Origin of the sequence: Marinobacter sp. Hex_13 (assembly GCF_001566815.1) — a bacterium.
In the GTDB taxonomy this organism is placed as follows: Bacteria; Pseudomonadota; Gammaproteobacteria; order Pseudomonadales; family Oleiphilaceae; genus Marinobacter; species Marinobacter salarius.
This window is the reverse complement of sequence record NZ_LSMM01000032.1, coordinates 1-24096: the sequence shown is the minus strand read 5'-3', so window position 1 is coordinate 24096 and position 24096 is coordinate 1. Positions and strand designations below refer to the sequence as shown.

The 24096-nt window shown below is 56.7% G+C and carries 30 protein-coding genes; 23 read left to right on the top strand and 7 right to left on the bottom strand.

Annotated features, from left to right (window positions below):
- Window positions 1-153 precede the first annotated feature (153 nt).
- The 8 genes from AXW11_RS08195 to AXW11_RS08160 all read left to right on the top strand — a co-directional run bounded on the left by AXW11_RS08195 (window position 154) and on the right by AXW11_RS08160 (window position 7296).
- Window positions 154-486, top strand: a complete 333-nt coding sequence (locus tag AXW11_RS08195) for a hypothetical protein (RefSeq protein WP_091643179.1) — start codon at window positions 154-156, stop codon at window positions 484-486.
- Between the two features lie 77 nt (window positions 487-563).
- Complete coding sequence (yrfG, locus tag AXW11_RS08190; RefSeq protein WP_036211304.1) at window positions 564-1253, top strand: GMP/IMP nucleotidase; 690 nt, start codon at window positions 564-566, stop codon at window positions 1251-1253.
- Between the two features lie 41 nt (window positions 1254-1294).
- Window positions 1295-1702: a ribosome-associated heat shock protein Hsp15 gene (gene hslR, locus AXW11_RS08185; RefSeq protein WP_036211307.1), complete on the top strand. Its 408-nt coding sequence runs from the start codon at window positions 1295-1297 to the stop codon at window positions 1700-1702.
- A gap of 61 nt (window positions 1703-1763) precedes the next feature.
- A complete protein-coding gene (gene hslO / locus AXW11_RS08180) occupies window positions 1764-2618 on the top strand; it encodes an Hsp33 family molecular chaperone HslO (protein WP_075195800.1) in 855 nt (284 codons plus the stop codon).
- A 175-nt stretch (window positions 2619-2793) separates the two neighbouring features.
- Entirely contained in the window at window positions 2794-4326 is a 1533-nt protein-coding gene (locus AXW11_RS08175; protein WP_075195801.1) for a phosphoenolpyruvate carboxykinase, read from the top strand.
- A 511-nt stretch (window positions 4327-4837) separates the two neighbouring features.
- Entirely contained in the window at window positions 4838-5455 is a 618-nt protein-coding gene (locus AXW11_RS08170; RefSeq protein WP_091643177.1) for a hypothetical protein, read from the top strand.
- 528 nt (window positions 5456-5983) lie between these two features.
- Window positions 5984-6361, top strand: coding sequence for a hypothetical protein (locus AXW11_RS08165; protein ID WP_091643167.1), 378 nt, complete (start codon window positions 5984-5986; stop codon window positions 6359-6361).
- A gap of 23 nt (window positions 6362-6384) precedes the next feature.
- Window positions 6385-7296, top strand: coding sequence for a restriction endonuclease (locus tag AXW11_RS08160; RefSeq protein ID WP_091643164.1), 912 nt, complete (start codon window positions 6385-6387; stop codon window positions 7294-7296).
- A gap of 83 nt (window positions 7297-7379) precedes the next feature.
- On the opposite strand, the gene AXW11_RS08155 is transcribed toward AXW11_RS08160, so the two are convergent.
- The gene (locus AXW11_RS08155) at window positions 7380-7679 is read right to left on the bottom strand and encodes a group II intron maturase-specific domain-containing protein (RefSeq protein ID WP_258955211.1); all 300 of its coding nucleotides are present in this window, start codon (window positions 7677-7679) and stop codon (window positions 7380-7382) included.
- 110 nt (window positions 7680-7789) lie between these two features.
- On the opposite strand from AXW11_RS08155, the gene AXW11_RS08150 reads away from it, so the two are divergent.
- The 4 genes from AXW11_RS08150 to AXW11_RS08135 all read left to right on the top strand — a co-directional run bounded on the left by AXW11_RS08150 (window position 7790) and on the right by AXW11_RS08135 (window position 8989).
- The gene (locus tag AXW11_RS08150; RefSeq protein WP_091643161.1) at window positions 7790-8053 is read left to right on the top strand and encodes a BrnT family toxin; all 264 of its coding nucleotides are present in this window, start codon (window positions 7790-7792) and stop codon (window positions 8051-8053) included.
- Window positions 8043-8312, top strand: a complete 270-nt coding sequence (brnA, locus tag AXW11_RS08145; RefSeq protein ID WP_091643158.1) for a type II toxin-antitoxin system BrnA family antitoxin — start codon at window positions 8043-8045, stop codon at window positions 8310-8312. The genes AXW11_RS08150 and brnA overlap by 11 nt, the downstream gene beginning before the upstream one ends.
- 66 nt (window positions 8313-8378) lie before the next feature.
- On the top strand, window positions 8379-8660 hold the full coding sequence (locus AXW11_RS08140) for a type II toxin-antitoxin system RelE/ParE family toxin (protein WP_091643155.1): 282 nt from the start codon (window positions 8379-8381) through the stop codon (window positions 8658-8660).
- 14 nt (window positions 8661-8674) lie between these two features.
- Window positions 8675-8989 (top strand): HigA family addiction module antitoxin, encoded by a 315-nt coding sequence (locus tag AXW11_RS08135; protein WP_091643152.1) that lies wholly within the window; start codon window positions 8675-8677, stop codon window positions 8987-8989.
- 15 nt (window positions 8990-9004) lie between these two features.
- Here AXW11_RS08135 and AXW11_RS08130 read toward each other — a convergent pair whose 3' ends face one another.
- Complete coding sequence (locus AXW11_RS08130; RefSeq protein WP_091643149.1) at window positions 9005-9901, bottom strand: LysR family transcriptional regulator; 897 nt, start codon at window positions 9899-9901, stop codon at window positions 9005-9007.
- 132 nt (window positions 9902-10033) lie between these two features.
- On the opposite strand from AXW11_RS08130, the gene AXW11_RS08125 reads away from it, so the two are divergent.
- From AXW11_RS08125 to AXW11_RS08095, 7 genes are all read left to right on the top strand, one after another.
- Window positions 10034-10480, top strand: a complete 447-nt coding sequence (locus AXW11_RS08125) for a VOC family protein (protein ID WP_091643147.1) — start codon at window positions 10034-10036, stop codon at window positions 10478-10480.
- 19 nt (window positions 10481-10499) lie between these two features.
- Window positions 10500-11096, top strand: a complete 597-nt coding sequence (locus AXW11_RS08120) for a glutathione S-transferase family protein (RefSeq protein WP_091643144.1) — start codon at window positions 10500-10502, stop codon at window positions 11094-11096.
- A 117-nt stretch (window positions 11097-11213) separates the two neighbouring features.
- Complete coding sequence (locus tag AXW11_RS08115; protein WP_041333026.1) at window positions 11214-11591, top strand: nuclear transport factor 2-like protein; 378 nt, start codon at window positions 11214-11216, stop codon at window positions 11589-11591.
- A 45-nt stretch (window positions 11592-11636) separates the two neighbouring features.
- Window positions 11637-11837 (top strand): hypothetical protein, encoded by a 201-nt coding sequence (locus AXW11_RS08110; protein WP_036211335.1) that lies wholly within the window; start codon window positions 11637-11639, stop codon window positions 11835-11837.
- Window positions 11838-11841: 4 nt separating this feature from the next.
- Entirely contained in the window at window positions 11842-12201 is a 360-nt protein-coding gene (locus AXW11_RS08105; RefSeq protein WP_075194708.1) for a VOC family protein, read from the top strand.
- 20 nt (window positions 12202-12221) lie between these two features.
- Window positions 12222-12707, top strand: a complete 486-nt coding sequence (locus tag AXW11_RS08100; RefSeq protein WP_127401941.1) for a hypothetical protein — start codon at window positions 12222-12224, stop codon at window positions 12705-12707.
- A gap of 23 nt (window positions 12708-12730) precedes the next feature.
- On the top strand, window positions 12731-13411 hold the full coding sequence (locus AXW11_RS08095; RefSeq protein WP_052479407.1) for a lipase family protein: 681 nt from the start codon (window positions 12731-12733) through the stop codon (window positions 13409-13411).
- Here the strand turns inward: AXW11_RS08095 and AXW11_RS08090 are convergent.
- Together AXW11_RS08090 and AXW11_RS08085 are read right to left on the bottom strand one after the other, a co-directional pair.
- Entirely contained in the window at window positions 13375-14655 is a 1281-nt protein-coding gene (locus AXW11_RS08090; RefSeq protein ID WP_158498352.1) for an MHYT domain-containing protein, read from the bottom strand. The two genes, AXW11_RS08095 and AXW11_RS08090, sit on opposite strands and share 37 nt — an antisense overlap.
- Before the next feature lie 157 nt (window positions 14656-14812).
- On the bottom strand, window positions 14813-14992 hold the full coding sequence (locus AXW11_RS08085; RefSeq protein WP_036211340.1) for a DUF2897 family protein: 180 nt from the start codon (window positions 14990-14992) through the stop codon (window positions 14813-14815).
- Window positions 14993-15073: 81 nt separating this feature from the next.
- Between AXW11_RS08085 and AXW11_RS08080 the strand changes: the two genes are divergently transcribed.
- The 4 genes from AXW11_RS08080 to nfsA all read left to right on the top strand — a co-directional run bounded on the left by AXW11_RS08080 (window position 15074) and on the right by nfsA (window position 18245).
- Window positions 15074-15742: a DNA-3-methyladenine glycosylase I gene (locus tag AXW11_RS08080; protein ID WP_041333014.1), complete on the top strand. Its 669-nt coding sequence runs from the start codon at window positions 15074-15076 to the stop codon at window positions 15740-15742.
- Complete coding sequence (gene bla, locus AXW11_RS08075; protein ID WP_075194707.1) at window positions 15743-16600, top strand: class A beta-lactamase; 858 nt, start codon at window positions 15743-15745, stop codon at window positions 16598-16600.
- Window positions 16601-16765: 165 nt separating this feature from the next.
- On the top strand, window positions 16766-17383 hold the full coding sequence (locus AXW11_RS08070; RefSeq protein ID WP_083637149.1) for a PEP-CTERM sorting domain-containing protein: 618 nt from the start codon (window positions 16766-16768) through the stop codon (window positions 17381-17383).
- A gap of 124 nt (window positions 17384-17507) precedes the next feature.
- Window positions 17508-18245, top strand: a complete 738-nt coding sequence (gene nfsA / locus AXW11_RS08065) for an oxygen-insensitive NADPH nitroreductase (protein ID WP_041336492.1) — start codon at window positions 17508-17510, stop codon at window positions 18243-18245.
- Window positions 18246-18263: 18 nt separating this feature from the next.
- On the opposite strand, the gene AXW11_RS08060 is transcribed toward nfsA, so the two are convergent.
- From AXW11_RS08060 to AXW11_RS08050, 3 genes are all read right to left on the bottom strand, one after another.
- Entirely contained in the window at window positions 18264-19658 is a 1395-nt protein-coding gene (locus AXW11_RS08060) for an efflux transporter outer membrane subunit (RefSeq protein WP_075194706.1), read from the bottom strand.
- Complete coding sequence (locus AXW11_RS08055; protein ID WP_075194705.1) at window positions 19651-22854, bottom strand: efflux RND transporter permease subunit; 3204 nt, start codon at window positions 22852-22854, stop codon at window positions 19651-19653. The genes AXW11_RS08060 and AXW11_RS08055 overlap by 8 nt, the downstream gene beginning before the upstream one ends.
- Window positions 22851-24096, bottom strand: a 1246-nt coding sequence (locus AXW11_RS08050; RefSeq protein WP_353743717.1) for an efflux RND transporter periplasmic adaptor subunit, incomplete at its 5' end; no start/stop codon positions are given. The genes AXW11_RS08055 and AXW11_RS08050, both read right to left, overlap by 4 nt.

Sequence of the window (24096 nt, the reverse complement as noted above, 5' to 3'; positions counted from 1 at the left end):
TTGAAAATACGCAAATATGATTCATAGTTAACAGAGTATCCATAATCGTAAGCTACACTGTGCGGTATATGTATCGTCAGCCATCCAAGGCAGGGCGACCATCGGCCAGATCAGAACGCCGACAAGCTAAGGTAAGCTCAGGAGAAACAAGAAATGACCGGTAAGATTTCCCACATCGTTATTACAGCCGTAGCGGTTTGCCTGCTGGCTTTTTCCTCCGTCGGCCACGCTCAAGCCATCGACGAAGAGCCTACAGCACTGGCAATGACAGGCGATGCGCTGTTTGTTCGCCCGGCCCTGTTTGCCACCACCATCGTGGGAAGCGTGGTTTACCTGGTATCCCTGCCGTTCTCCGCACTGGGCGGTAACGCAGCGGAAGCCGGCGAAGTCCTGGTTGTTGGCCCGGCCAAAGCCACCTTTGTTCGCTGCCTCGGTTGTACTCGCACCGGCAGGAAACAACAGCCCATTGAACAAAACGGTAACTGATCCGTAAAAACCCGCCTTGCCAATTTGCGCATTCTTCGGCAGCCTGACGTTTAACCAACTTCAGGCTGTTTTTGTTTATGGTGAACTGGCACTCCCTTGAGACGGTGTTCCTGGATATGGACGGAACACTGCTCGACCTGCATTTCGACAACCATTTCTGGCTCGAGCACCTGCCCAGGCGTTACGCCGAGTACAACAATCTCAGCCCGGAAGAAGCCCGTGACACTATCATTCCGATGATCATGGCCGAACGTGGTTCTTTGAACTGGTACTGCACCGACTACTGGAGCGACCGGCTGGACATGGACATCACCGGGCTCAAGGCCGAAGTGGGCGAACGCATTGGCTACCGCCCGCATGTGACGGATTTTCTCGATGCCGTCCGTGATACCGGTTTGCGCTCCGTGATTGTCACCAACTGCCATCCGGACCCGCTCAGTTTGAAGCTTCAGCGCACCGGCCTGGACAGCCGGGTGGACAACATCATCTCGAGCCACCAGCTGGGCAAACCCAAGGAAGATCCCGCCTTCTGGCAGGACCTCGCCGGGCTGGAAGCCTATCAGGCCGCCGCAACATTGATGGTGGACGACAGCTTCCCGGTACTGGAAAGCGCCCGCACCGCTGGCATCGCCCAGTGCCTTGCCATTCTGGCACCAGACAGCAGGCAGCCCGCCCGCGACCGGCACCCCGACATCCCCTCGATTCATCATTTTGATGAAATCCTGCCGGCACTGCGTCAGCGCCAACCCCTGCCATCCGGCCAGTGAGCCAGCTATACTATGCGTATACGCTCATCAGGTGAGGAGACATGACGGCAACCACCACTGACGACACCCGCGTAAGACTCGACAAATGGCTGTGGGCAGCACGCTTCTACAAAACCCGCAACCTCGCCAAGCAAGCCATCGAAGGGGGCAAGGTTCACTACAACAGCCAGCGAACCAAACCCGGAAAACTGGTGGAGCCCGGCGCCAAAGTGACCCTGCGGCTGGGCTGGCAGGAATGCATTGTGGTGGTGGACGACATCAGTGACCGGCGCCGGGGCGCCCCCGAAGCCCAGAAGCTCTATCACGAAACCGACGACAGCGTGAAACGCCGGGAAGAACTCTCGTGGCAGCGCAAAACCATGCAGGCGGCGCAGCTACCCCCGGCCAGACGGCCTTCCAAGAAAGACCGACGGGATATACAACGCTTCCGGGAACAGAACGGGCTCTAGCATTCCTGTTTCCCGCCCCAATGATTACCGTTTCCGACTTTAACGCTCAGGAGAAATACCAATGGCATCCCGGGACCAGTTCCAGCGATTTATTTTTGAAGACAGCCAGGTCCGGGGAGCCTGGGTGAAACTGAACGACAGCTACAGTGAAATTGGCAGCCAGGCTCCCTACCCCGCGTCCGTGCGGCGCATGCTGGGCGAATCCCTGGTGGCCAGCGTGCTGATGAGCAGCACCCTCAAGTTTGAAGGCACCCTATCGCTGCAAGCCCAGGGCGAAGGCCCGCTGCGCACACTGATGGCAGAGTGCAGCCATGATCGTTTCATCCGTGGCCTGGCCCGTTACGACGAACACGCTGTGACCGAGGACTCCCTGAATGCGCTGCTGGGCGAGGGCCGCATGGCCATCACCATCTCCCCGGACAAAGGCCAGCGTTACCAGGGCGTGGTGCCCCGGGAAGAGGAAAGCCTGGCCGGCTGCCTGGAAGAATACTTCGAACGCTCCGAGCAGATCCCCACCAGCTTTTTCCTGTTTGCCGATGAAAACTGTAGCGCCGGCCTGATGCTGCAGAAACTGCCCGGCGACACCGAACAGGACTCCGACCTGTGGGATCGCCTTAACCACCTGGCCAGCACCGTCGAAGCCGAAGAACTACTGACCCTGGACAGCGAAACCGTGCTCCATCGCCTGTTCAACGAAGAAACTGTGCGCCTGTTCGATGCCGAGCCCGTCGCCTTCCGCTGCAGCTGCTCGCGGGAGCGAACGCTGGGCGCCCTGGAATCCATCGGCAAGGAGGAGTGCTACAGTATCCTCGACGAGCAGGGTTCCATCGAAATGGACTGCCAGTTCTGTCATCAACACTATCGCTTCGATAGAAATGATATTGATCACCTTTTCACCGGCCATACGTTACACTGAACACCCGGCTGAACGGCCCGGAAGCCAGTCATAGAGCGGTTTCCGGGGCAGTCGTTTTTTACCGGCGTCTCTGGCATAATAGCGCGCCTGAATTGACCCGATTGCTCAGATTTCCGTCAATTTTTAGGGGGGACGGCCTGAGTAATCACGATCACATCCCGAGGGCGAGGTCGAAGTGAGTAACACTTATAATGATCTGAGTGCAGCACAACTGGTTGAGCTGGCACTGGAAAGACGCGAAGGCCAACTGGCCGCAAATGGTTCCCTGGTGGTCAAAACCGGTGAACGTACAGGCCGGTCCCCGAAAGACCGCTACATCGTCGAAGAGCCCAGTACCTCTGACGATATCCATTGGGGCCCCATCAACCGCCCGTTCGATGCGGACAAGTTTGATGCCCTCTGGGATCGCGTTGAAGCCTACATCGCCGAGAAAGACAGCTTTGTAAGCCAGGTACACGTTGGCTCCGACCCGGAACACTACCTGCCGGTGCGCATGACCACCGAAACCGCCTGGCAGAACCTCTTCGGCCAGAATCTGTTTATTCGCCCTGACAGCTTCAACCCGGCCGACAAGCAGGAGTGGCAGATCCTCAACGCCGCCAATTTTGAGTGCGTGCCCGAGCGCGATGGCACCAACAGCAACGGCTGCGTGATCATCAACTTTGCCAAGCGCAAGGTACTGCTGGCAGGCATGCACTACGCCGGCGAAATGAAAAAGGCGATGTTCTCCGTACAGAACTTCCTGCTGCCGGAAAAAGACGTGCTGCCCATGCACTGCTCCGCCAACGTTGGCGAAGACGGCGAAACCTGCCTGTTCTTTGGCCTCTCTGGCACCGGCAAGACCACCCTCTCTGCCGACCCTGATCGCTTCCTGATCGGCGACGACGAGCATGGCTGGGGCCCCGGCACCGTCTTCAACATTGAAGGCGGCTGCTACGCCAAGTGCATCGACCTGAGCCAGAAGAACGAACCCATTATCTGGGACGCCATCCGCTTCGGTGCCATCGTTGAAAACGTCACCATCGACCCGGAAACCCGCGAGCCGGACTACACCGACGTCTCTCTCACCGAAAACTCCCGTTGCGCCTACCCGCTGGAGCACGTTGAGAAACGCGTTATTGAGAACCGCGCCGGCGAGCCGTCACACATCGTCTTCCTGACCTGCGACATGACCGGCGTACTGCCGCCCGTGTCCATCCTCAGCAAGGAAGCCGCGGCCTACCACTTCCTGAGTGGCTACACCGCGCTGGTGGGCTCCACCGAAATGGGCTCTTCGTCCAAGCTGAAAGCCACTTTCTCCACCTGCTTCGGCGCGCCTTTCTTCCCGCGCCCGGCCGGCGTCTACGCCGAGCTGCTGATGAAGCGCATGGATGAGTTTGGCAGCAAGGTCTTCCTGGTGAACACTGGATGGACCGGCGGCCCCTACGGCGTGGGCGAGCGTTTCAGCATCCCCACCACCCGTGGCATCATCGCTGCCATCCAGAATGGCGACCTGGACGATGCCGAAACCGAGCACCTGCCCACCCTGAACGTGGACGTGCCGGTTGACGTACCGGGCGTAGACAACAACCTGCTGAACCCCCGCAACACCTGGGCCAGCAAGGAAGACTACGACGCCAAGGCCGCCGAGCTGATTGGCCAGTTCGTGGAAAACTTCAAGAAGTTTGATGTTTCCGACGCCATCGTGGAGGCCGGGCCGAAAGCGTAAGCCCGCCTTTACTGAAGAAAGCGCCCTGCTCTATGAGCACGGCGCTTTTTTCGTGGCTATCTCACATGAATACATCAAAAAACACTAGAAAGTGGTCACTGCAACCATGATTTTTGCAGGCTTCAATAATCTTTCTATTTTTCCTTCGAAATCAAATTGTGGCGGCAAGTCTCTGGATGAAGATAGCGGTCACTATGACCGCTTTTTCCGGGGTGATGGTTAGGAAAATAGCCGGAACTTATTGACCTGACAGTATTTTCTTCCTAATTTTGGGGAACGTTAGAATTGAGATATTGGTCGCTGAGAATGCCGTCGTGGCGACTCATATATAAATGTTAGGCTAGTGCCCCCGATTGCGCCTGGGTAAATAATTCAATAACATGGAGTTGGCTGCGCGGTTCAGTGCCGCTGTCCGAGAGGGTATGCTCTATTCCTGAGCAATACTCCGAGGTGACAGCGAAAAAATTCTACTGACCAAAAGGTAGAAGCCTGAACTCTGGCCCCAAAAAGCATGAAAAACGTTAATTTTGTCTTTTACCACCCTCATTTAGACCTTATCTCCGATAGAACGATAAGATCTCTTCTCAAAAGAATTTCAACTATCCTCCGCGAGATCCAATACCAGGAGGTTGCTTACCTTATTAGATCTAGCGAGACAACGCCCTCGCAGAAGCAGTCGCTTCGCGACCGATTGGATGGTCAGCTCAATCATATTGAAGCGTATTATCTTGAGAGGTTAGAGAGAGGGAGTCTGACACTCACCGTCACTCTCACGGCCTTCGGGATTTGGCTTTTACAGCAGACCATCGGGGAGTCGATCAAGGAAGCATGGCAGCAGAGTAATATGCACAAAGAGCTGGTGGCCTACCTAAGTGGTCCCCAGCGCAAAGAGGTTTTAGACAGAAATATCGACAGAGTTCTCGATGGCTGGACCTTTGACAATTACGTCATTGAGGATGTGAACAAGACAACCGACGAACAGGGCGAGCTTACTGTTCGAGTTGATCTAAGCACTCCGCCTCAGATCCAGAAACGAATTGAAGAGAACTCGGGCCCTGTCACTATCGACAGCATCATTGAAGATTCTCGAAGAATCATAATCACTTTGAATAAGGATCGTGATGCCTAAGTGCAGGCACGACGACACCCATTACATTGCGCCTTCGGCTCCATTCCGTGAGCGCGCATGCTGCAAGCATTAGGTTTCATGGAGGTTTAATTTGCCGAATTGGCTTAACTACATAGCAGCAGCTTGCTCGATAATTGGGGCGGGCCTTGCTTTGCTTGTCTATTTCGAAGTGAGAGGTATTCGCAAGTCTTATCTTCGAAGAGCGAGATTGCCCGAATTGGTAAGAGATCTGGGCAAAGCAAGTAGCACTCTTTCCAAGGCGCTTAAAAATTGGCCTTGCGAACGACGGCTCGGCGTGAATCAGATACACATCGCGGTTAATCTACTCAGAAATGCTGGGGGCAAGGTTCCTGAGGGCGAACGGAAGCGTATTCACGCCGCAATAACAAAATTATGCGAACGGCGTCTATTTCGGATGGAGCCCGTAAATGACGCAACGTTAGATCAGGCTTGGAGTTACTACAATGAGTTGTCGGCTGTAATTACCGTCTTGGAGCAACTGGTAAAAGATACAAAGTGGGATTGAAAATGAGCATAGACAGCAAAGCGACACAACTGATCCAGAGGCTTACAAGGGCTACTGTCAATGATGAAATGAAGTGGGTTAGGAACCAGGCTCCCGCATACTTGACTAGTGGCACTGATGATTTGGTTCCTTTGTATCTAGAGGGAGTCTACAAAGGAAAAAAAATTGGATTATTCGAAAAGCGCTCAAAATATTTTCACGATGAATTTGATTACTCTTGGAGTGTATCAGTTGGAATATGCATCGTGGATTTATTTGGGCACCTCATATGGGATTATTACGACACGACAACTGCTCTAGCGAATTTGTTTGATCGTGCAAAGGAGCAGTCCTCCGGAATTGATGACGTGTTAAATGAATTGTTGGATGATGAAACCTAACGAGGGTGTAGAAAAGGATACCAATGAGCTTTCCTTCAGATATTAAAAGTGGAATGCGAGATTGCATTCTCAAAATATTTTGGCCGAAGGATCATATCGTTCAGTTCTTCGTCGACAATGGCTGTACCAATTCAGATATTCGGGTTCTGGGTGATCATAAAGAACTAGCGAGATACAAGATTGTCGATTGCATGTTTGGTCACTTGGCAGAAAAACCGGATGGCGGCCTCGGGCCTTTTCGCTCAATGCTAAAATCCTTGGTCGGATGGTCTTCCTTTGATCCATATTATTTCGATAAGTTGAAAAAGCTCAATAGAGCTGACGCGGAGCGTTCGATTACACACCTTAAGCAACTGCAAGAAATTCGAGACCATAAAATTCAAAAAGAACGAAAAGCACGTGCAGCCAAAGAAGCCGCCTCACAAAATCCGAAACAAACCATTAGCGAGCTTAAAGAAAAGTACCTCGCGCTTATCCAAGGTAGTTTGCCACCGGCACGTCGAGGGTATGAATTAGAGAATTTGCTTCAAGAACTTGGTAAGCTGTCAAGATTGGAAGTAACAGAGCCTTACCGAGTTAATGGCGAGCAAATTGATGGAGCTATTAAGTTTGAAGGGGAGCATTATCTCGTCGAAGCGAAGTGGCAGGATAAGGCATCGGCAAATGAACCCGTATACCAATTTGTTGGAAAAATCGAAGGTAAGTTTTACGGCAGGGGTGTTTTCATCTCTGTTAATGGATTCAGCGATAATGTAGTTAATTCTCTTGTTCATGGCAAAGCCATAAAGACCATTTTTGTCGATGGTGAAGATTTAATGATGGTTCTGGAAGAATTCCAGTCATTTTCAGAAATGCTCGATAAAAAGATCAAAGCGGCACAGACACGGGGAGAAATTTACATACATGCAGTCAGCGGGAAAACCAAAATCATCTAACCGGGTAGCCAGGGGTATCTAATCCCCAGCCCCCACAACACCCTCCACCGATGCGTCGGACCGGCGGCTCCGCACAGGGCGTTTCACCGGGAATGGTGAAGCTTGATCCATCCATCGCGCAGTGATGCCAGTCCCTCGGCTTTCAGGTAGTCATTGGACAGTGCCTGTTGAATACCCGGCGTCTTGGAGCTGCGCCAAGGACCTTTACTGGTGATGCCACACGCCACAGCGGCCTGCACGTGAACACCTAACTTCATCAGGTTTCTGACTTTAGTGCGCGGCTTGCGCCACTGTCGCCAGTAGGCCATCCGGACGCGACGGCGAATCCAGTGATCCATGTCGCAGCAGCGCTGATAGCCGGTGGCGATACCAAAGTAGTTGATCCATATAGCTGGTTATCCATAATCCCAGCTCGCAGATTCCGGGCAATCATTCCCAGCAGATGCTTGTCCCGGGCCTTGCGGAGTGAGTAAAAAAGGAATAATTTATACTCATGGATGAGTTTGAATTCGACGAAGCCAAAAGCCAGGCCAACTTGGGCAAGCACGGTATCGATTTCGTGGCCGCCCAAGGGCTGTGGAAAGATCCATACCTGCTGGAGATCCGCGCAAAATCAGAGGATGAACAGAGGTTTTTGCTGATAGGAAAGATTGGTGAAAAGCACTGGTCGGCTGTCGTCACGTACAGGGATACTCGTATTCGTCTGATTTCAGTCAGACGTTCCCGCAAGAAGGAGGTTGAGCTCTATGAAAGCTAAAGACTTCGATAAAAAATTTGAGGAAGGTCAGGAAGATATCATTGATGACCTGGACCTGTCCTCTGCTCGCCGCGTTAATCAGGAACAAAAGCGAATCAACGTCGATTTCCCGGCTTGGGTTGTCGAGTCGTTGGATCGTGAGGCTGCACGCATTGGCGTTACCCGCCAATCGATCATCAAGGTGTGGCTGGTGGAGCGTTTGCAGGCAGAATCTGCTAATAAACCGCTCAATGGTGACGCCGCAGGCGGCGCACATTAGCGGAGCGTTATGCAGCATCGCCATATCACGTTGACAAGCGTCACGTGACACAATACACTCCTTCTCATGATCAAATCCTTCTCTGACAAGCGAGCCCAAGAACTTTACTCCAAGGGCAAGTCAAAGAAGTTTCCTGCGGATGTTGCACCGAGAGCCGCTAGAAAACTTGAATACGTGGATCTGGCCGTGCAGCTGGAGGATTTGAAAGTGCCGCCTGGCAATCGCCTTCACCCGCTGGCGGGAAACAGGCAGGGGCAGCACGCAATTTCAATCAATGATCAGTGGCGTATCTGTTTTCGTTTTGAAGATGGCGATGCGTATGAAGTCGAAGTGTGTGACTACCACTGAGTGAGGTGATGACTATGGCTATTCTTAATACTGCCGGCATGCATCGCAAGCCGACTCATCCTGGCGAGATGCTGAGGGAGGATTTCCTTCCGGACTATGGCCTTTCCGTTGCCGGGTTGGCTGAATCTCTGGGCGTTTCTCGTCAGTCAGTTAATGAACTACTGCGCGAACGTCGTGCTGTCAGTCCTGAAATGGCGCTCAGGCTTGCCCGTTTGTTTGGTAATTCGCCGGAATTCTGGCTAAATGCGCAGCGATCTGTTGATCTTTGGACGGCCGCTCAGTCGGTCAAGGAAGAAGTGGATCGAATCAAGCCGCTACATGCTGCTTAACAACGGCGCTTTGAATCAGTACGTCCCACTCAACCGCTCTTGCAACGGCCCCACCACCGCATCCAGAAATTTCCGCACTCGTGGTGACAGCAAACGGCTGTGCGGAAACACGAACTGCACCGGCAACGCCGGGGCATTGTATTCCGCCAACACCGGTACCAGGGTGCCGCGCTCAAAATCCTCCTGCGCCTGGTAGCCCAACACCCGGCATATGCCCAGGCCATCCCGGGCGGCGGCGAGTTCGGTGTCAATCTGATTCGCACTGACTACGGGATGAATGCGCTGCTCCCACAGCTCTCCCTCTACCTGAAATTGCCACACCTCGCCGGCGGGCGTGAACCCCACGGTCGGCCAGTCTGATAACTGTTCGGGATGGCTGGGCTGTCCGCGCTGTTCGATGAGCTCAGGGCTCACACAGAGTACATAGGGCGTACTGCCGACCTGTCTCGCCACCAGTGAGCTGTCAGCCAGGTGACCAATGCGCAGGGCCAGATCAAAACCTTCCTCTATCACATCGACGATGCGGTCGAGCAGGATCAGTTCCGCGCTCATGGCGGGGTTCTGTTTCAGCCATTGGTTCAGTAATGGTGCGATATGCAGACGGCCAAACGTTACAGGCGCAGTGATCGTCAGCTTGCCAGCGGGGTCGGCGCGCCGGCTATCGAGTTGGAACTCTGCGGTCTGGATGTCCGCCAGAATACGGCGGCAGTGATCGAGGTATTCGCGCCCCTCATCAGTAAGCGCGATACGGCGGGTGCTGCGATTGAGCAAGCGAACACCAAGGTGCTGCTCCAGACTGGCGAGGGTTCGCACGACAGCGGCCGGGGATCGGTCCAGTTTGTCAGCGGCTGCGGAGAGGCTGCCCTGATCCACAATGGCGACAAAAGTACTCATGGCTTTGAGTTTGTCCATCGGCAGGCACCGTCGCAGCGTGTGGCAGGGATTTGTGCAAAAACCTGAATAATCCTAACAGGTGGACGGCATTTATTGAATCCGCGTTGAGGCGTTTACTGGTGGCACAACGTCATTCATTCGGAGTCCGTCATGAAACAACCCCAGCCGATTCGTCAGTACGATCACGTCGGTATCCGGGTCAGCGACCGCCAACAGGCCGTGGCCTTCTATGAACAACTCGGGTTTCAGGAGGTACGCCGCTTCGACAAGTACGAAGCCAATGAAATGGAAACGCCAGACGGCGTGCGCATCAACCTGATCTTCAACGCTACGCGTTTGCCTCACGGCCGGAACGTGTTGCTGGATGAGCCCATCAAGCTACCCGGTGTAACCCATCCCGCCTTCGTGGTCGATGATCTTTACGCATTGAAAGACTGGCTTGATCAGGCAGGCATTGCCATTACCGAAGGCATTCATCGTCTCGGCCCACGCCGGATCACGCTGTTTATTCGTGATCCCGACAGGAACGTACTGGAGTTCAATCAGTTATTGCCTGAATCAGGGCCTGCCAGCACACCCACCAGCAACAACCATTAACGCTCAGGAAGCACATGCCATGAAACTATACGATCTGGAATTGTCCGGGAACTGCTACAAAGTCCGTCTGTATGCTGCGTTGGCGGGCATCAATCTCGAACTGGAGCCGGTGGATCTCCCGGGTGGCGATCACAAACAATCACCGTTTATCGCACTCAACCCTTGGGGCCAGGTGCCGGTATTGGCCGATGATGGCGTTGTTCTGCGCGACTCTCAGGCGATTCTGGTGTATCTGGCTCGCCAATACGGCGGCAACCAGTGGTGGCCAGACGGCGCAGCACAGCAGGGCGAAGTCATGCAGTGGCTGTCGACCGCCGCCAACGAGATTCACGCTGGCCCGAACGCCGCCCGTTTGATCGACAAGTTCGGGTACCCGCTGGACAAGGCGCGCGCACTGGAAGTCAGTGCTAAAGTTCTTCCGTTGATCGAGAAACATCTCAGCGAACATCCATGGCTGGCACTGGGCCGGCCCACCATTGCCGACTGTGCCGTGTTTCCTTACGTCGCAACGGGCTGGGAAGGTGGCGTAACACTCGAGCGATACCCAGCCATCCAGGCCTGGATCGACCGTATAAAATCGCTGCCTGGATACATCGGGATGCCAGGGATTAAATAAGGTTTAAGACTCCACGACGATAACAATAATCGCTATGCTTTGATCTGGGTGGCAGAACAATGCAATCTACGCAGATCCAGGCACTTAAATCGTCCTGTCTTGGAATGGAGTCTGTACATGCAGCCAAAAGACGTCGTGGAGCAGTTCATCGCCGATACCCGTGCTCATCGCTTTGATGAGGCAAAAGCGTGGCTGGTTGCCGACGGGTTTGAATATGTTGGGCCCAACATGCATTTCCTCAGTCCGGATGACATGTTGTCCTACCAGTTCGGTATGGCCGCCATCCAGAAAGACCTCGTCCTCCGGCAGCTCAGTGCCGACGGGGAGCACGTATTCGCGATTCTGGATTACCAGACCCACTTTGAACCGATTGGGGATGTGCGGCTGGCCGTCTGGTTCCGCGTGCGCAACGATAAGATCCAGACCGTTGAAGCCTTCTACAATGCGGCGGTGGTTGAGAACATGCTGGGAGGCAACCTGCCTTCCGCCAACTGAAAATGGTAGCTGCGCCAAAGCTACCTTCTAGGGACGGTAAAAATCATGCACAGAGTTCTGATGGCGTGTTTCATTTTTTCGGTAGCTGGATGCAGCAACAAGGCCGTTTACGACAACATCCAGCACAACAACCGACAGGAATGTAATACGGTTCCGCCGGCTCAGTACGAAGAGTGTATGGCGCGCTCCAACAAATCGTACGATGAGTACGAGAGGGAACGGGAAGCCGTCGTCGAGGGAGATTAGGGACATGAGAGAAACCGGAAAGATCAACTATGTTGAACTCCCTTCACGGGATCTTGACGTCACGAAACGGTTCTTTGCCAGCGCGTTTGGCTGGTCGTTTGTAGACTACGGGCCGGAATACGTTGCTATTGAGAATGCCGGGCTGGACGGTGGCTTCTTCAAATCGGATAAGGTCGCCACCACCAGCAACGGAAGTGCCCTGATAGTCCTCTACAGTGCCGACCTGGAAGCCACCCTTGAAAAAGTGACGTCCTCGGGCGGTGCCATCGTGCAGGACATTTTTTCATTTCCGGGCGGTCGCCGTTTTCATTTCTCGGACCCCAATGGCAATGAGTATGCCGTTTGGTCAGAGCCAGTGGTGTAAACAATCTTTAGGAGCCCCAAATGCCAAGGAAGACATTGCGCAATATCAGCTTGCTAGCACTTTCCACCCTCCCTGACCTGACGTTAGCCGGCCAGCCCACGGCTTCAGACTACCTCGGCAGCAAGCCTTTGCTTCTCGAAATCCGCTACTGTGAGTGTCGTGCCACCACCCCTAACGGCGCCCCAGGCGATGTGCTGCCAGAGTTTCTGGATGAGTCAAGGGTTCTAAGGGTGGGAGCAGTCACAACCGAACACAGTAACTTTGTTGCTTCGCGGGCACTCTCCATGGGATATGAGATCAGCCCGGTGGAAAAGCCCTCTGGTTCATTCCAGCTCACCTATGCCAGTGAATACACAACCCGTGATGGCAACCTCGCGGGCCAGGGGACGCTGGTACTGGAAGCAGGCCAATGGGTGAGTCTTTTCGAATCCCATCACCAAACTAAAGCCGGGGCGAAGCATGCCGGTGTTGCGATTCGGCTGGTGGATCAAAGCTCCTCCCAATAGCCCAATAGAGAGAAAAGCAGTCGATGATACGAATTCCTTTTCCCCAGGCACCGGACTACCCGGCAGTTGAACCTGGTTTCAATGGACCAAAGGTGGCGGCGATTCACGGCCTTATGGGCCATGACCTTATGCGGAAACACCTGCTTCGCATGATGAAGGAGTCCGGTTACCACGACACAACGATGTACAGCCATATGCATCCCACGAAAGCCATCGCGGACGATTTAAGCGAAGCAGCTGGCGCCAACCGCAGAATAGCCATCGTCGGCTATAGTCAGGGCGGTTTCGAGGCGATCAAGGTGGCACGTGAACTCGCCCGGCGTGACATCACAGTCGACCTGGTTGTGACCATTGCGGCAGGCGGCCTGGGCCGAACGTTGCCGGCCCAATGGGGATTCAACCCCCGCAAGGCGCCGGCCAACGTCTTCAGGTGCCTTAATTTTTTCTCAGAGGGCGACCGGCTTGGGTCCGATCAAAAGCCTGAGCGCAACCTGATGAAAGCCAGCCAATCAGGCCAGTACGTTGAGAATATTGTTTTCCCGAAGGACGAACACATATCCCACATTCGATTGGTCATTTGCTACCCGGAATCGCGAGTGCATCCTACCGTCAGGGCCCGGTTGCTGGATCCGCTGCAAAATGAACTGGCGTCGTTGACCCGCCAGCATCATGTTTCCGGCAATGCTGAACGCGCCTCGAAGTAATCCGCCGATTTTACCTCTTCGTTCATGCTGGCGAGCCCCAGCTTTCGAAGCTCTGAGGTTTCCATCGCTTTTTTCATCAGCATCCGGCTATTACGCCCGGAGTTGGGGAACACGCTCTGCCCGGCTCGAAGTTCAAGTGTAACGCCACTTTCTGTTTCCGTCGGAAGATTCCGAAGGCGCTGATACAGGTCTTTGTGTTTGTCGTCTGCGGGGTTTGTCACGAGCAACACGAACGCACTGGTTGAATGGCGTGCCAGGTAGGTTCCTTCATCGAAGGCTGTCCTCACGGTTCTGGCCAGGGCGGCTATTGCGTCTTCAGCTTGGTTGTCGGGAATCTCCCGATGGTTGGCAACCTCCAGGTAGAGCACAGCGAACTCGTGTTTGTCGGTTTCACTCCTTGCCAGTTCCTTGACCAGATGATTCGCCAGGCTGGCCCGGTTGGGCAGTCCTGTGGTCGAATCGTACAGTGCTTTGCGCTCGACACGCCGGGATTCCTCCAGCGCCTGGATTTCAGCGTTCCGGCGCTGCTTGACGTCATTGGCGGAGGCAAAAAGAGCGACCAGGATCAATACGCCACTGAACAGGGCCAGCGGGGCACCCAGCCAATCACCCGATAGCAGATTGTCTGCAGCGGGCATGGCGTTTTCAGGATAGATCATGGCAGCCATGCCCGTGTAGTGCATTCCACAGATAGCCACGCCCATGGCCAGGGCGGCGCCGAGCTGGAGGGCGGTTCCTTTGAGGCCTTGTACTGACTGCAAGCGGCGGCAAATGAACATGGCCACACCCGAGGCCCCGACCGCAATGACAACGGAAGCACTGAACAGAACCGGGTCGTAGCGCATCCCCGGCTCCATCTCCATGGCCGCCATGCCGACGTAATGCATGGACGTAATACCGCCGCCCATGAACAGGCTGCCGATAACGATCTGCAGCGGGCCCGCGCGGTCCTTGCCGATGATATGCAGGGCCAGTCCCGAAGCACCCACAGCGGCAACCCAGGAAATCAGGGTAATGGTGAGGTCGTAGCTCATTTCCATCGGCATCACATAGGCCTGCATGCCTACGAAATGCATGACCCAGACCCCGGTTCCCATCGTCAGAGCCCCGAGCGCCAGCCATAGCCTGGCTTTTGCCTGTTCGAGCGTAGCAAGCTGTGCGCCGAAGTAGAGCGCGCTGTACGATGCCAGTACCGCAACCACAAAGGAGGCGGCCACCAGGGTGTAATCGTAATATCCCGTCATTCTGAAACCCGTTTTTCTGGATGAACACTGTTCACGACCGGTTTCGCCAATGGCCAAACTGCCGTGAAATGAGAAATTCATCAGAGATACGGGGCTCTTGCGCTACCGTTTCATCGACAATGTGAATTTTCGTGAAATGTCTAACGGGGACAGCAAATTACCACTGCTCCCGGTCCTCCGCACTTTCCTCAGCTTCTACCTCGGCCTTGCGTTCCTGGATCTTTTTCATCTTTTCGTCAGAGATCTTCATACTGTTGGCGCTGTCCCGCAGCACGAAGAGGCTGCCGACCACCAGGGCCAGCGCGACTATGACAAAAACCCATCCGATAAGTGGCATGGCTTGGCTCCTTCATTGAACCCATTTACCTTATAGTGGACCACACGCCTTCAACCCGACAACCGGATTCCGGAAATTACGATGTCCTTCTCCAGAATTTACAATCAGGCAGCCGCCCGCAAAGGCGGCGAAGTCGAGCTACGCGCCATATTGCCCCGGGTTGCGGCGCCCGGTGAGCTTGAAGCCATGGGTGACGACCGCTACCTGTCCGAGGTCACACGCTGCGTCTTCAAGGCCGGTTTCGTGTGGCGAGTGATCGAGAACAAGTGGCCGGGATTTGAAGATGCCTTCAAGGGGTTCGTGCCGCTGTACTGGCAGCAGGTTCCGCCAGAAGTGCTGGAGGATCTGGCACAGGATGAACGCATTGTGCGCAACATGCAGAAAATTCGCACGGTGCCGGACAACGCCCGGATGATTGTGGATGGCGCCCGTGAGCACGGTGGCTTTGGAGCCTTCCTGAGCCAGTGGCCTTCGCACGATCAGGTCGGCTTGCTGATGTGGTTCAAACGCCACGGTGCCCGCCTCGGCGGCAACACCGCCCAATATTTCCTGCGTCGGGTAGGCTGGGATGGGTTTATCCTGTCGTCGGATGTGGCCGCCGGGTTGCATCGGGAGGAACGGCTGGATGCCAGCCCCGGCAGCAAAAAGGCCTTGATGCAGGCACAGCAGGCCTTCAACGACTGGCATAAGGAAACTGGCCTGCCCTACAGCCACCTGTCGCGAATTCTGTCTTACTCAGTGGGAGATTAGATGCGTTCCGCCCTGTTAATGCTCGCCCTTTGGTTGATGACCTCCACGCTTTCTCTGGTCCACGCCAACCCGTTGCTTGAGGCGGTGAAAACCGTGGAACAGCGCCTGGACGCACGCGTGGGCATCGCCCTCTATGATTCCGGGACTGGAGAATCCTGGGACTATCACGGCGATGACCGTTTCCCCATCACAAGCACCTTCAAAACCCTGGCCTGTGCGGCGTTGCTGGCAAAGGTGGATAACGGCACTGTTGATCTGGATCGGCGAGTGATCTTCAGCAAGGACGATCTGGTGACCTATTCACCGGTCACTGAGACACGTGTAGGGGAAGAGGCAGGTATGAGTTTGCGGGAGCTGTGTGAAGCGACCATGGCCACCAGCGACAACACCGCCGCCAATCTGGTACTGGGGGCCATTGATGGCCCCGACGGCGTTACCGCGTATGCACGCGATCTGGGCGATACCGTTACGCGGCTGGACCGGACGGAAACCTCACTCAATGAGGCCACGCCGGGCGACCTGCGAGATACCACAAGTCCCAAGGCGATGGTCGCGAACCTCCGCAAATTGGTACTTGGTGAGGCGCTATCCAAAGGTTCCCGGGATACTCTGGTTACCTGGCTCAAAGGCAACCGTGTCAGTGACAACTTGCTCCGGGCAGCGATACCACCGGACTGGACAATCGGAGACCGCTCTGGAGCCGGCGGCCACGGCTCCCGTTCAATCACTGCCGTGCTATGGCCACCCCATCGCCCGCCTCTGGTGATCGCGATCTATATAACGCAAACCGGTGCGTCTTTTGATGAACGTAATGGCGCTATCAGAGACCTCGGGGGCGCTATTGTGAAGCACTTCTGATCGCCAGCAACAGCTGCCGGCCTGTCAGAATTCTTTACACACTGCCTTCAAGGTTGCGCTCAAAAATCATCGTGGCATCTGAATTCAAGGAGAATTTTTGACAGTGGCCCACATGTTGCCTTTATCAGTGCAGATCAACACTGATGACCATTAAGGAAAGGCCACATGAGCATTATCAACCGTATCGCCACACTGGGCATCCTTGCCGCAGGCCTCGCATTCGCCGCTCCGGCAACCGCTAACCTGATCGAGAATGGCAGCTTCGAAAACCCCAACGTGACTACGGGCACCTGGCAGTTTTTTACATCTGACCAGGTCGCTGGCTGGACCGGCAGCAACATTGAAATCTGGGAGAGTGGCTTCAACAGCGTGAACGCTTATGACGGCAGCCAGTTTGCCGAGCTGAATGCCCACCCGGACATGGATGGCCCATTTGGCATCTACCAGACCATTGATACCACCATTGGCCAGCGTTATGACCTGAGCTTTGCTTACCGCGCTCGCCAGAACAACTCTGAAAGCTTCATGTTGTCCCTGATTTCCAATGGAAACAGTGCCGATTCGCTGCTGAATGATCATGTAACGAGTGGTTGGAGCATCTTCTCAGGAAGCTTCATTGCCAGCGCTCTGGAAACCACCATCAAGTTCACTTCCGTGAGCCCGGATGGCACCGTCGGCAACTTCCTCGACGACGTAAGAGTAACCGCACAGGTCCCTGAACCGGGCACGCTGGCGCTGATGGGGCTAGGTCTGCTCGGCCTGGGCTTTCGCCGTCGCCGCTAGTCGCTGGCTAAAAAAACGCTCGACCTCTAAAAGGGCCCCGTAATGATGATTGCGGGGCCCTTTTTGCCATCATCGCCTGCCAATGGCAGGATAAGCGCTTTCCGTTGTCATGCTGAAGGGCGCTATGAATCCCACCATTGAGCTTCTTAAATCACACCGTTCAATCCGCAAGTTCCAGAACCGCAGGATTCCCCGCGAGCTGTTCGAGGAACTGATCCGGGCTGGCCAGAGCGCCGCTACGTCCAGTCATGTGCAGGCTTACTCCATTATCCATGTGGTCGATCCGAACAACCGAGAGGCCCTTGCGGAGTTGAGTGGCGGCCAACGCTATGTGGCGGAAAGTTCAGATTTTCTGGTGTTCTGCGCAGACATGAAACGGGCCACGGATGCCGCGGAACGCGCAGGTGCCGAGGTAGTCCGCGGGATGACCGAGCAGTTGCTGGTGGCCAGCATCGATACTGCCCTGGTGGCCCAGAACGTTGCCACCGCAGCAGAATCGGCGGGGCTGGGCCTGTGTTATATCGGGGGCATACGTAACAACCCAGCGGAGGTGAGCGAGCTACTACGTCTGCCGGAGCATGTATATCCGGTGTTCGGTATGTGCCTGGGGTATCCGGACCAGGCACCCGAGGTGAAACCGAGACTGCCACTGGCGTCCATCCTCAAAGAGGATTATTACCAAAGCGAACGCGATCCGGAACTGGTGGCGGAATTCGACACCACCATGAACACCTATTACCAGGCCCGCACCGGGGGCACCAAGGACACCAACTGGTCGCAACAGCTGAAACCACTGTTTACATCCAAGTTGCGCCCCCACATGCGGGATTTCCTGCGCGGCAAGGGCTTCGAGATGAAGTAATCAGGATCGCCGGGAGACTTACCCCGGCGCACCTACCAGCGAGCGGTAGACATCCACCATCGCCAGGGTGACCGCTGTGCGGCTACGCACGGCCGCATCCCGGGTGGCGGTGAACTCCTGTTCCGCCGTCAGCACCTCGAAATAGCCGATAAACCCTTCTTCATAGCGAGCCCGGGCCAGTTCCACGGCGTGCTCGGCATTATTCATCGCCTGTTCCAGCCGCTCTTCCCGCTGTTGCGCTCGCTGATAACGCACCAGCCGCGTTTCTGCCTCTTCCAGGGCCTCCAGCACCGTTTGCTGGTAGCTGGCCAATGCCGCACGGCTATCGGCTCCTGCCGCCTCGATACGGGATTTGACCCGGTCGTGGTCCAGGAAAGTCCAGTCAATGCCCAGGGCAACGCGTCGGGTTTCCGCCGGACCGGTGAACAGATCGCTGGTGTCGCCGGCAACGGAACCGATTAGCCCGCTCAGGGTAAAGCGAGGGAACAAGTCAGCGGTGGCCACCCCAATGCGGGCGGTGGAGGCCGCCAGGCGTCGCTCAGCAGCGGCGATATCCGGGCGGCGGCGCAGAACTTCCCCCGGGCTATCCACGGGAATCGTCGGCAGGGTTTCCGGCAGCGCTCCACGAGGTGACAGCGTATCGACAAGCGCCATCGGCGGCTGGCCCGTCAGCACGGAAATGCGGTGCATGGCCCCTCGTATCCCCGCCTGCAGGGTGGGCAATTCGGCCCGGGTCCGTTCCAGTTGGGCACGGGCACGGACCTGATCAAACTCGGTACCACGCCCGGCCTTTACCCGGGCTTCCACGATGTCCAGTGACTGCTGCTGCAAAGCCACACTCTGCAGGGCAACCTGATACTGCTGCTGAAGGCCTCGCAGCTCAAAATAGCTGCTGGCCAACTGGCCCGCGATGGCTACCTGAACGGCACCGAGATCGGCACCGGCTGCCTCCAGTTCCGCCCTTTGGGCCTCCGTCGCACGGCGAAGGCGCCCGAACAGATCCAGCTCCCAACTGGCGGCAACGCCAGCCTGGTAACGCTGCACCCGTTCTGGCCCGGCACCGGGGGGAGATTGCTCAATATCCGCAAGATACTGTTCGGCGCCAGAGGCGCTGGCCGTGACGCTGGGCCATTGATCCCGCTCGGCGCCATACAGCAGGGCGGCCGCGCGCTCATAGCGAGCGACGGCGCCTTCCAGACTGAGGTTGGCGGCCAGGGCATCATCAATCAGGCGTGCCAGCAAAGGATCATCAAATCCCTGCCAGAAACGCTGCTGATCGGTTCCACCGGCAACCATGGTTCGCCCTTCCGAAAACGCATTCGGTTCCGGCGTCGTCGGGGCCTGGTAATCTGGGCCCACGGCGCATCCTGTTAACAGGGCCAGAGCCCCCGTCATGGTGATGACTTTAAGCATGGCTACCTCCTGGCAATGCGTCTTCGCTATCGCCGTCATCGGAAGACAGTGTGGATGTATGATGGCTCTTCAGCGGGTGGCTTCCAGAAAGCTTGCGCAGCGCCACGTAGAACACCGGAGTCAGGAACAGGCCAAACAGGGTGACCCCGATCATGCCGGCAAATACGGCCGTGCCCAGAGCCTCACGCACCTCGGCGCCCGCGCCGGTGGCCAGCACCAGGGGCACAACCGCAGCGGTAAAGGTGATGGAGGTCATGATGATGGGCCGCAGCCGCAACCGGCAGGCTTCCAGCGCCGCCTCCACAATGCTCCGCCCCTGAAGCTCCAGTTCGCGGGCAAATTCCACGATCAGGATGGCGTTCTTGCAGGCCAGGCCAATCAACACCACCAGACCCACCTGGACAAAGATATTGTTGTCCCCGTCGCTAAACCACACGCCGATCAATGCCGAGAGCATGCACATGGGCACGATGAGGATCACCGCCAACGGCAGGGTCCAGCTCTCATAAAGCGCTGCCAAAACCAGGAACACCAGCAGGATGGCAAGCGGGAACACCACCAGCGCGGCATTACCCTGGGTGGCCTGCTGATAGCTCAGGTCGGTCCATTCAAACGCCATTCCGGCTGGCAGCACCTGGTCCGCCAGCGCTGTCAGCGTATCCATGGCCTGGGCCGATGACAGCACCCTTGGGTCCGCCTCCCCGGCGATATCCGCTGCGGGGTAGCCGTTATAACGCAATACCGGGTCCGGTCCGAAGCTCTGGCGAATGTTCACCATCGAGCCGATCGGCACCATCTCGCCCTGGTCGTTACGGGTGCGCAGGCGGGCAATGTCCTCCACGCTGTCGCGGTAGGGGGCGTCTGCCTGGGCGATGACCTGCCAGGTACGGCCAAACCGGTTGAAGTCGTTGACATAGGTGGACCCCAGGTAGGTCTGCAGGGTGTCGAACACTTCAGTCAGGGGCACGCCCTGGGCCTTGGCCTTGAGCCGGTCCACTTCCGCATCCAGTTGCGGCACATTGGCCTGGTAACTGGTGATGGGATACCCCATGCCCGGTGTCTGGCTGATGGCCCCCTGGAACTGGTTCACCGCGTTCTGCAGGGCCCCGTAACCGAGATTCCCACGGTCCTCGATGAACAACTGATAGCCGGAGCCATTACCCAAGCCCAGGATCGGCGGTGGCATGAAGGAGAAGGCAAAGCCTTCTTTCAGCCCACTGATTCTCTGGTTGATCTGGGCGTTGATCTCCCCGGCACTGAGGCTGCGCTCGTCAAACGGTTTCAGGGGAAAGAACACCACACCGGTGTTGGAGGTGTTGGTGAACTGCAGTGCGTTCAGGCCGGGAAATGCCACGGCGTTGGCCACACCTTCGGTTTCCATGGCGATGTCGGTGACTTTCTGTAGCAATTGATCGGTACGCTCCAGGGAGGCCCCTTCCGGCAGTTTCACGCCCGCCATCAGATAGAGCTTGTCCTGGATGGGGATGAAGCCCGGCGGCACCGCCTTGAACATCAGCCCGGTACCCGTCAGCAACAGCGCGTATACCACAAACACCGCACCGCGCCGGCGCAGGGAGCTGGACACGCCACCCTGATACTTCTCGGCGCTGGCGTTGAAGAAGCGGTTAAAGGGCCGGAACAGCCAACCAAACAACGCGTCGATCACACGCTGCAGCCGATCCTTGGGGGCGCTGTGAGGTTTCAGCAGCATCGCCGCCAGCGCCGGCGACAGGGTCAGCGAATTGATGGTGGAAATTACCGTGGAAATGGCAATGGTCACCGCAAACTGCCGGTAGAACTGGCCGGTAACCCCGGAGAGGAACGCCATGGGAATGAACACGGCGCACAGCACCAGACCGATCGCAATGATAGGGCCAGAGACCTCCTTCATGGCCTGATGAGCCGCCGCCAGCGGTTTCAGGCCTTCCTCGATGTTACGCTCGACGTTCTCCACCACCACGATGGCGTCGTCCACCACGATACCGATCGCGAGCACCAGGCCGAACAGCGTCAGGGTATTGATGGAGTAGCCCAACAGGTACAGCGCGCCGAAGGTGCCAATGACCGACACTGGTACCGCCAGCAACGGGATAATCGACGCCCGCCACGTCTGCAGGAACAGCGTGACCACCAGTACCACCAGCAACACCGCCTCCAGAAGGGTGGCAATGACCGCCTTGATGGAATCGCTGACGAAGATCGTAGTATCGTAAACCGCCTCATACTCCACCCCTTGCGGGAAGCGGGCAGACAGTTCATCCATAGTGGCGATCACTTCGTCGCGGATCTCCAGGGCGTTGGCGCCCGGCGCCTGGAAAACACCCAGGGCCACCGCATCCTTGCCATCCAGTTGCGAGCGCAGGGTGTAGTCACCGGCCCCCATTTCCAACCGGGCCACGTCTTCCAGGCGCAGAATCTCGCCGTTGTCACCGCGCTTGAGCACGATGTCACCAAACTCTTCCACGGTTTCAAGTCGGCCACGGGCGTTGATCAGTGTCAGGAAGTCGCTGTCCGGCACCGGTTCCGCGCCAATCTGGCCGGCAGACACCTGTACGTTCTGCTCACGCATGGCGCGGACGACATCGCTCGCCGTCAGGCCACGGGCCGCAATACGGTCCGGGTCCAGCCAGGCGCGCATGGCGTAATCACCGCCACCGAATATCTGCGCGTCGCCAACGCCCTGAATCCGGGCCAGTCGGTCGCGCACATGCAACCGCGCGTAATTACGCAGGTAGAGCGTATCGTAGGTGCCGTTCGGTGATGTCAGGTGCACCACCATCAGGAACGTGGGCGACTGCTTCTGGGTGGTCACACCCTGGCGCCGAACCTCCTCCGGCAGCCGGGCCTGGGCCTGGCTGACACGGTTTTGCACCCGCACGGTGGCCTCCTCAGCGTCGGTGCCTGGCCGGAAGGTGACGGTCATCTGAAGAACGCCGTCCGAGCCCGCCACAGACTTGAAGTACATCATGTCTTCGACACCACTGATGGCTTCTTCCAGCGGTGTGGCCACGGTTTCGGCAATTTCCTTGGGGTTGGCGCCAGGGTAGACGGTGCGCACGACCACCGACGGAGGCACCACTTCCGGGTACTCGCTGACCGGCAGGTTCGGAATCGAAATCAACCCGATGGCAAAGATGATGATGGACAGCACCGCCGCAAATATCGGCCGGTCGACAAAGAATCGGGAGATATTCATTGCGCCAGCTCCTGGGCGACGGCAACGGTGCCTTCTCCCTGGTCGGATTCTTTCATGGCAACCAGCTGCGGCTTGACTTGCATACCAGCGCCAAACACCTTCTGCACACCATTGATGATCACAAGATCGCCATGGTTGAGACCTTCACGGATCACCTGGAGATCATCCACCTGACGGCCAGTAGTGACCTGCCGGGGCGCAACCCGATCCTGTTCATCCACCACGTAGACGAAACGACGGTCCTGATCGGTCAGCACCGCCTTGCGGTTGACCAGCAGTGCCTGGTCCAGCTCGGCCACGGGCATTTCCACACGGGCAAACTGGCCGGGTTTAATCAGGCCGTCCGGGTTGTTGAGCACGGCACGGTACTGCAGGGTGCCGGTCCCCGGATTCAGGTGATTGTCGACGAAATCCAGCTTGCCCTGGTACTGACGGCCATCCTCGCCACCCAGTGAAATGCGCACATCCCTGGGCTGACCATTGGCAAGCAGCTGCTGGCTACTGAACGCCGATTGCTCATCGGCCTCGAAATACACGTGCACCGGGTCTACCGAAACTACCGTGGTGAGCAGGCTCTGGTCGGCGTTCGCCAGGTTGCCCTGGGTCACCAGGGCCCTGCCAGTCCGGCCACTGACGGGTGCAGTTACACGAGTGTACTGCAGGTTCAGCTCGGCGGTATCCAGCGCGGCCTGGGCAGCCTGTACACGGGCCCGGGCGCTCATCAACGCGGTATTGCGCTGATCGTATTCCTCACGGGATATTGCCCGGCTTTCCAGCAGCGTCTTGGCCCGGCCGGCTTCACTTCTGGCCAGATCAAGCTGGCTGTTGGCCAGCGCCAGTTCGGCACTCGCCGCCTGCTTTTGGGCTTCGTACGGACGTGGATCTATCTGGAACAACAGCTCGCCGGCCTGCACCAGTTCGCCTTCCTCAAAGGCCACCTTGTCGATGTAGCCACTGACGCGAGGCCGCAAGTCCACCGTTTCCGGCGATGCCACACGGCCTGTGAATGATTCCCAGAGAGTGACCGGTTCCACGACCACTTCCGCCACATCCACCTCCGGCGGAGGCGGCATGCTTGCAGCTTCATCGCTTTGCGCCTCGCAGCCGGTCAATAAAACAGTGATCGCTACAGCCAGGCCCAGTAAACGGCCAGACCCTCTGAACGGTTTTGCAGTCAGACTTTCCATGGTTTCTCGCTCCGCTATCGGGTTCACCTTGTGGGCGTTCCCGTTTTTGCCAAGT